General features: G+C 27.1%; 11 protein-coding genes. 10 read left to right on the forward strand and 1 reads right to left on the reverse strand.

The window, feature by feature from the left end:
• Window positions 1-55: 55 nt before the first annotated feature.
• Window positions 56-220 carry a hypothetical protein gene (locus EHU54_RS03655; RefSeq protein ID WP_400249000.1) on the reverse strand — a complete coding sequence of 55 codons (165 nt, stop codon included), beginning with the start codon at window positions 218-220 and terminating at the stop codon, window positions 56-58.
• Window positions 221-586: 366 nt separating this feature from the next.
• Here EHU54_RS03655 and EHU54_RS03660 point away from each other — a divergent pair, with 366 nt between their 5' ends.
• The 10 genes from EHU54_RS03660 (at window position 587) to EHU54_RS03705 (ending at window position 6,901) form a co-directional block, all read left to right on the forward strand.
• Entirely contained in the window at window positions 587-838 is a 252-nt protein-coding gene (locus EHU54_RS03660; RefSeq protein ID WP_400249002.1) for an orotidine 5'-phosphate decarboxylase / HUMPS family protein, read from the forward strand.
• The gene (locus EHU54_RS03665) at window positions 786-1,175 is read left to right on the forward strand and encodes an orotidine 5'-phosphate decarboxylase / HUMPS family protein (RefSeq protein ID WP_400249004.1); all 390 of its coding nucleotides are present in this window, start codon (window positions 786-788) and stop codon (window positions 1,173-1,175) included. The genes EHU54_RS03660 and EHU54_RS03665 overlap by 53 nt, the downstream gene beginning before the upstream one ends.
• Before the next feature lie 9 nt (window positions 1,176-1,184).
• Window positions 1,185-1,787 (forward strand): orotate phosphoribosyltransferase, encoded by a 603-nt coding sequence (pyrE, locus tag EHU54_RS03670; protein ID WP_400249005.1) that lies wholly within the window; start codon window positions 1,185-1,187, stop codon window positions 1,785-1,787.
• A 274-nt stretch (window positions 1,788-2,061) separates the two neighbouring features.
• Window positions 2,062-2,592: a translation initiation factor IF-3 gene (infC, locus tag EHU54_RS03675; RefSeq protein ID WP_400249006.1), complete on the forward strand. Its 531-nt coding sequence runs from the start codon at window positions 2,062-2,064 to the stop codon at window positions 2,590-2,592.
• A gap of 44 nt (window positions 2,593-2,636) precedes the next feature.
• Window positions 2,637-2,831, forward strand: coding sequence for a 50S ribosomal protein L35 (gene rpmI / locus EHU54_RS03680; RefSeq protein ID WP_400249008.1), 195 nt, complete (start codon window positions 2,637-2,639; stop codon window positions 2,829-2,831).
• Between the two features lie 25 nt (window positions 2,832-2,856).
• Window positions 2,857-3,216 (forward strand): 50S ribosomal protein L20, encoded by a 360-nt coding sequence (rplT, locus tag EHU54_RS03685; RefSeq protein WP_400249009.1) that lies wholly within the window; start codon window positions 2,857-2,859, stop codon window positions 3,214-3,216.
• Window positions 3,217-3,351: 135 nt separating this feature from the next.
• Window positions 3,352-5,133 (forward strand): excinuclease ABC subunit UvrC, encoded by a 1,782-nt coding sequence (gene uvrC, locus EHU54_RS03690; protein WP_400249011.1) that lies wholly within the window; start codon window positions 3,352-3,354, stop codon window positions 5,131-5,133.
• A gap of 84 nt (window positions 5,134-5,217) precedes the next feature.
• Window positions 5,218-5,943: a DeoR/GlpR family DNA-binding transcription regulator gene (locus EHU54_RS03695; RefSeq protein ID WP_400249014.1), complete on the forward strand. Its 726-nt coding sequence runs from the start codon at window positions 5,218-5,220 to the stop codon at window positions 5,941-5,943.
• A 317-nt stretch (window positions 5,944-6,260) separates the two neighbouring features.
• Window positions 6,261-6,500: a hypothetical protein gene (locus EHU54_RS03700; RefSeq protein WP_400249012.1), complete on the forward strand. Its 240-nt coding sequence runs from the start codon at window positions 6,261-6,263 to the stop codon at window positions 6,498-6,500.
• Complete coding sequence (locus EHU54_RS03705) at window positions 6,464-6,901, forward strand: hypothetical protein (RefSeq protein WP_400249013.1); 438 nt, start codon at window positions 6,464-6,466, stop codon at window positions 6,899-6,901. The genes EHU54_RS03700 and EHU54_RS03705 overlap by 37 nt, the downstream gene beginning before the upstream one ends.
• Window positions 6,902-6,933 lie beyond the last annotated feature (32 nt).

Here is a 6,933-nt window from a genome sequence, read left to right on the forward strand (position 1 = left end):
AAATTTATCAAATTTCATAATTTTAAATTCCTATAATTTCTATTTTAAATATATTTTATAGGAATTTTAAAATAACTAGGTTATGCAAGAAGTCTAATAAATATTTATGTTTTTCACAAGTTCATAAAACTTTATTTGATAAAAATTCTTCAGTAATGAATGATATTGTTTTATAGCAGTTATCAATATCGCAAATTTGTTGTTGCTTATTAATTTTCATTACTTACTCCTTTCTTTTATTAAGTTTTTTTATTAGCAAATTAATTAACTGAAACAGAGAAAGGACAACACCTTAAATTAGGAGAAAAACAGGTACACTTTGTAAAGATTTCTAAGATATTTAATAAATGTGTAAACAACTTAAAGAGGGTATCAAAAAGTTGTTATAGTTTTTTGTAAATATTTAAGATACTGTCCTTTCTCTGAATCAATTAATAATTTTGGTTTTACAAATAAAAAAATCATTTTAGTAAATGGTTTAATTTATTATTCTTATTCAATTTCCGAGTTTTTTTCCAAAACCCCAATTTTTTATACGACCACTTTAAACAAGTTTCCGCCACAATCATTATTTTTAAAAGTTGGGATGGAATTAATTTATGCTGTTGGTTTTGAAATTATTAATAAATTAAAACAGCACGGTCATATTGTTTTTCTTGATTTAAAATTAAATGATATTCCAATTACAGTTGAAAAGGCTTTACAAGCATTAAAACAATATCAAGTTGACTTTGTTACAATTCATTTAACAAGTGGTGAAAAAACATTAGAATTAGCGCATCAGGTTGTGCAAGATACTTCAATTAAATTATTTATTAGGTGTAACAGTATTAACTAGTCTTGATAATGATGAACTTCAAACTTTATTTTTATCTTCAACATTAACAACGGAGCGATTAGTACAAAATTTAGCAAAATTAGCAGTAGGTAATCACTTTTATGGTGTGATTTGTTCCCCTTGAGAAGCAAAGATGATTAAAACACAGTTTTCATCGTTACAAACAATTACCCCTGGAATTCAATTAGTAACTAAACAAACTGATCAAAAACGGGTGGCAACACCAGTTCTTGCAAAAGAATTAGGAGCTGATTATTTAGTAATTGGTCATGCAATTACAAGCGCTGCTGATCCGGTAGCCGTTTATCAACAAATTATAACAACATTGGCAGATTAGAAAGGACGAATGAAGATGAAAAATATTATTACGGAATTAATTAGAATTAAAGCAATTAGTATTAATATTACTGAATTGTTTACTTGAGCATCGGGAATTAAAGCACCAATTTATATTGATAATCGGTTAACGATGGGTTATCCTCACCTGCGGTGAACAATTGCTGAAAGGTTTGCTGAACTTATTAATACTAATTTCGGACAAGATAAAATTGATAATATTTTTGGAACAGCAACAGCAGGAATTCCCCATGCTGCTCTATTAGGCCATTTATTAAAATTACCATTTGGGTATGTTCGTAGTAGTAAGAAAGGTCACGGAAAACAAAATCAAATTGAAGGAGTCTATGAAAAGGGGCAGAAGGTTGTGGTCATTGAAGACTTAATTTCTACAGGTGGGTCAGTTATTGAAGTTGTGAAAACTTTACAAGAAGCTGGTTTGGAAGTTGTTGCGGTATTAGCAATTTTTAGTTATCAATTAAAAAAAGTTACTATTGCTTTTGAAAGTTTACAAGTTCCTTTATATACATTAACTAATTTTGATAGTTTAGTAACAACTAATGGTTTGTTGTCAAAAGCAGAACAACAAATTTTAAAAGAGTTTCAGCAATAATTAGAGTAGGAAGAATACAATGATTTGGATTAGTAAGTTAATTTAAAATATCTTATTAATATTATTGACTAAATTAAAAAAACATCATATGATTAATATTGAAAAATGTTAAAGTAGCTAATGCTCACCTATGCCCTTTAGTGTGGTTAATAGGTTTTACAAGATAAAATTAAAGTTTTTAATGATTATATTTTAATCATTTAAGAAGATAATTCTTGTTAATGAAAGCGCTACTTTTGAGCGTTTTTTTAATTAATTAAAATGGAGGTATTGGATGAATCAACCCACTAAAAACAATAAAAATATCGAGCAAGTAAATTATGATATTAGAGCACGTGAAGTTTTAATTATTTTAGATGATGGTAATAAAGTTGGTCCTTTAGGGCGAAATGAAGCAGTTCGTTTTGCTGAAGAAAAAGGTTTAGATTTATTGTTAGTATCAGCTGCTTCAAATCCACCGGTAGCAAAATTGGTTGATTATGGAAAATATAAATACGAACAAAAGAAAAAAGAAAAAGAAAATAAGAAAAATCAACATGTAACTGAAAATAAAGAGATGCGTTTACGAACAGGAATTGGTGAACATGATTTGGAATTTAAGGCAAAAAAAGTGCGTGAATTTCTAACTGATGGGAACCGTGTTAAAATTTCTTTAAAGTTTCGTGGTCGAGAAGTTGCAAGACCTGAATATGGCAAAGAAACATTAGATAAATTTTTTAGTTATATTGAAGATTTGGCAAAGATTGAAAAAGAACCCCAGTTAAGTGGCTTGTTTTTAGATATGTATGTTGTACCAAAAAAATAATTAATTAAATTAACTTTTAAAAGAAAAGACAAGGAGGAAAATTTATGCCAAAAATGAAAACGAAAAAATCTTTAGCAAAAAGAGTTAAAATAACAGGAACAGGAAAATGAAAGATTGCGCATGCATATACTTCACATTTAGCCCAAAATAAAACAACAAAACAAAAACGTCATTTACGTAAATCTGGTTTAATGGACCAAACTGATCAGAGTCGATTAAAACAACTATTACAAGGATAAAGAAAAAGAAGGGAGTTATTAACAAATGGCAAGAGTTAAAGGCGGACCAACAACAAGAAAACGTCGTAAAAAAATTATTAAAGAAGCAAAAGGATATTTTGGAACAAAATCAACGCATTACAAAAAAGCAAAAGAACAAGTAATGAAATCATGAGCGTATGCTTTTCGTGATCGTAAGCAACGTAAAAAAGATTTTCGTTCATTATGAATCCAAAGAATTAATGCTGCAGTACGTGAACATGATATGTCGTATTCACAATTTATGAATGGTTTAAATAAAACTAACATTGAAGTAAATCGTAAGATGTTATCAGAATTAGCAATTCATAATCCAAGTGAATTTAAAGTGTTAGTAGAAAAATCAAAACAAGCGTTAAAAAATTAACAAAACTACTTTTCTGAAAAGTAGTTTTTTATTTTAATATTAAGTCCGTTTTCTTATCTTGGATTTTTTATGATGAGTTGCTAATTGTTTTAATTAAGCATAAAATATTAACAAATATAAGGGGAAGAATGAAAAATGTCAGAAAAATTATCGTTAAAAGAGCAAGTTGAGATTTTACCAACTAAACCAGGATGCTATTTATTTTACAATAATTATCATCAAGTATTATATGTTGGAAAGGCAAAAAAATTACGAAGTCGTGTTAGTTCTTATTTTAACAAAGTGTATAATTATAAAATAACCCGCTTAGTTCAAGAAATAGTTCGTTTAGAAACAATTATTACGAAAACTGAAAAAGAGGCACTAATTTTAGAACATAATTTAATTAAGCAGTACAAACCAAAATACAATATTTTGTTAAATGATGATAAACATTATCCTTATATTGTAATTACAAAAGAAAAAGACCCTCAATATTTGTATGTTCGTAATGTTCATCAAAAATATGCTCGCTATTATGGACCATTCCCAGAAGGGAGTCATGCGCGGGAAATTATTAAAGTCTTAGAACGATTATATCCTTTACGTAGTTGTAAAGGAAATCTTGGAAAACCTTGCCTTTATTATCATATTAATCAATGCTCAGGTGCTTGTTTTAAATCAGTTCCTTCAAAGTATTATACAAAAATGATTAAAAAAGTTCATAATTTTTTTAAAGGTAATTTTACTGAAACAAAAAAACTACTAGAGAAACGAATGTTTCAAGCCGCAGATAACTTACAATTTGAAGAAGCACATAAATTAAAAGTTTTAATTCGAAACTTAGATTGAACTTTATCATCACAAACAGTTGAAATGTTAAATCAAAATGATGATTTAGATGTGATTAGTTTATATCAAACTACTGAGCATTTAGTGTTAACAACTTTATTTTATCGTGCTGGAAAATTAAGCTATAAAGATTATGAATATTATCATCTTGATTTTGCTGAAGATTACCAAGAATTATACCGTTTATACTTGCAAAATATTTATCAAAAAAATATTTTACCCACAAAAATAATTGTTAACGAAGCAATTGCATTACCAGAATTAAACTTGTTATTTGATAATCGTGTTTTTCATCCTAAAACACCAATTGAAAAAACAATTATGAAATTAGCGACTGAAAATAGTTATGAATCTTATGTCCAATACCAGACAACTGCCCAACGAGAATTAAATAATGCTGAAGTTTTAAAAGAGTTACAAATGCTTTTAGGTTTATCAGAATTACCATATTTAATTGAAATGATTGATATTGCTAATATTAATAATGAGTTTGTGACTGGTGGGGTTATTGTTTATAAAAATGGTCGTCCATCACGAAATGATTATCGTAAGTATAATTTAGAAATTCCATATCAAGATGATACGCACCGTATTGCGGCGGTTGTTGCTCGTCGTTATCAAAAGATTATTCAAGATGAACAAGCCCTTCCCAATTTAATTATTATGGATGGTGGGATTCAACAAGTTAATGCTTGTTTAAAAGAACTAGCAAAATTAGATTTATCAATTCCCGTGATTGGTTTAGTTAAAAATGATCATCATAAAACTGACCATTTACTTAATTTAAAAAAAGAGAAAGTATATTTGGATAAAAGTAGCCGTTTATTTTTATTTTTAACAAGAATGCAAGATGATGTTCATAATTTTGCAATTACTAGTTTTCGCCGCCGGCAAACAAAAGCTTTGACAACAAGTATTCTAGAAACAATCCCATGGTTTGGAAAACAACGAATTAAATTATTAAATCACCATTTTGAAAGTATTGGTGCAATTCAAAAAGCAAGTGATGCTGAATTATATCAATTATTGCATAATAAAAAACTTATTGAAAATTTAAGAAAATTTTTGGAACATTTTGGTAAATAACTTTTTTTCGGTATAATAATTAAGTACAGAATTAAACAATGAAAAGAGTAGAGAATTATCCATCGAGTCCAACGAAAAGATTTATTATTAGCATATTTGTGTCAAAAACTTTTTCACGAAATGAATCATGTTCTTGAATATGTTCGAAAATATAATATTTCAGCAACAACTGCGCGCCGTGATTTAAAAGAACTTGAAAGTGAAGGAATTATTACAATGTATTATGGTGGTATTAATTTTTTAGGAGTTCATAATAAAACATGTAATATCAATGTTCGAACAAGTAGTATTAATTTTGATAAAAAAATGATTATCGGAAAAAAGTTAACAAATTTGTTAGAAAAAAATGATGTTATTTTTGTCGGAGCAGGATCGACTTGTGAAATTTTTGTTACTTTAATTGATAAACCAATAAAAATTGTCACTAATTCATTTCGAATTTTACAATTGGCAAAAGATAATCCTAATGTTCAATATAAGGTCTTATTTGGAGGCAAATTACGAGATAAATCACAAGCTTTTTATGGTTCGTTTTGTGAGGAAAGTTTATCATTAATTCAATTTTCAAAAGTTATTTTTTCAGCAAATACAATTGATAAAACTGGCGCTGTTTTCAAAAGTAATGAAGAAGAAGCGCGGGTTGAATTAGCAGCCTTAGCACGGGTTCAAGTTAAAATTTTATTAGCTGATAGTACAAAATTTGATAAAGTTGGGTTTTTTAAATTTTATGACGTTAAAGATGTTTCATATTTAGTAACGGACAAACCAGAAGTTATGAAACAATATGATTTTAATGTTAAAGTAATATAAAACTTTGTTGTTAAACAAAGTTTTATATTTGCAAGGAAAAGTTAACTTAGGATGGTAATTTTTTGCTTGAAAGGAGCTTAAAATGGATTTAAATAATGTCCAACATGTATGTAACCAAATTGAAAAGTTTGAATTTGAAGAATTATTTACTGTGCTAGCAAAAATTGAGGAAGTAGTAAAAGACCGTACCGATGGGTAGATTAGGAAAATATTTTCATTAAACTCTCAAATTTTTTTCATTCCATTGTTATCTAAATTTTATTAAAATCTAATTGAAATCTGAAGGGATTAAACCATGGAATGAATAGGTGGGTAATATGCAATTAAAAACTAATATTCTTGAGAAGTTAGAGGAAATTATTAATCTTAATGATGATACTGTTAATGGTATTATTGCACAAACTATTTTAAATTTTGCTAAAGTATCAAATGAAAATTTTATCATTAATGATGTTGCAGAAACATCACATACAAGTGTTTCATCGGTGACAAAGTTTTATAAAAGTTTAGGTTTTACAGGATGAAAAGAATTTTATATTTTTTTTGCTATGAATTAGATAATTTAAAAAAACTTAATCAGTTTTATCGTCTTAATCCATCAAAAAATACTGTTAATGATTTAGTATCAAACCATAGTGCAATAATGACAAAATTATTAAATGAAAATTTATCATCAATTTTAGAATTAAAAACAATGCTAAAAACAACAAAAAAAATTTATTTGATTGGTGAACATACACATTTAGATTTATTAATTAATTTTTATCATCAATTGTTAGGAATTGGTTTTGATGTAAGTGTAACAACACATGAATTTATTGCTAAAAAATTTTTAGAACGATTAAGAGATGATGATCTTGTAATTTGAATTATTATTGATACAGATCAAACTTATTTATTTAATGTTTTAAAACATACTGATAAAACTTTATCGTTAGATAATAGACTTCTTGCATAACCTAGTTATTTTAAAATTCCTATAAAATATAT

The sequence above is a fragment of the Spiroplasma sp. ald genome, from assembly GCF_044714355.1.
GTDB classification, from domain to species: domain Bacteria; phylum Bacillota_I; class Bacilli_A; order Mycoplasmatales; family Mycoplasmataceae; genus Spiroplasma; species Spiroplasma phoeniceum.